Below are 601 nucleotides of genomic sequence, written 5' to 3'. Positions count from 1 at the left end.
GGCTACCACGTCTTTCATCGCCTCTGACTGCCAAGGCATCCACCGTATGCGCTTCTTCACTTGACCATATAACCCCAAGCAATCTGGTTATACTATGAAGACGACATTCGCCGAAAATTCGCTGCTCAATTAAGAGCAATCACAAATTTTACCTTAGCCTGAATAAACACCAGTGAAAGTGCTATCCAGTCTAACTTTCTATTACATACCCAAATTTTTAAAGAACGATCTAATCAAAAGATCAGAAATCAACATTCACCATCATTTGATGGAATGCTCATTTCTAAGCTTTACGACAGAAAAACCGCAGATCAACTCTGCAGTTATCGTCTTCTACAATGAATCAAGCAATTCGTGTGGGAACTTATGGAGCAGCTGATGTCGTCGATTAAGGAGGTGATCCAGCCGCAGGTTCCCCTACGGCTACCTTGTTACGACTTCACCCCAGTCATGAATCACACCGTGGTAACCGTCCTCCCGAAGGTTAGACTAGCTACTTCTGGTGCAACCCACTCCCATGGTGTGACGGGCGGTGTGTACAAGGCCCGGGAACGTATTCACCGTGACATTCTGATTCACGATTACTAGCGATTCCGACTTC

General features: G+C 45.4%; 1 rRNA gene. It reads right to left on the bottom strand.

Annotated features, from left to right (window positions below):
* Positions 1-389: 389 nt before the first annotated feature.
* Positions 390-601, bottom strand: a 16S ribosomal RNA gene (locus ACP7BE_RS23205); the annotation flags it as partial.

Source organism: Pseudomonas sp. TWR1-1-3 (assembly GCF_049896805.1).
Classification (GTDB): domain Bacteria; phylum Pseudomonadota; class Gammaproteobacteria; order Pseudomonadales; family Pseudomonadaceae; genus Aquipseudomonas; species Aquipseudomonas bubulae.
The sequence above is the reverse complement of the archived record's forward strand: the minus strand, read 5'-3'. Positions and strand labels throughout refer to the sequence as shown.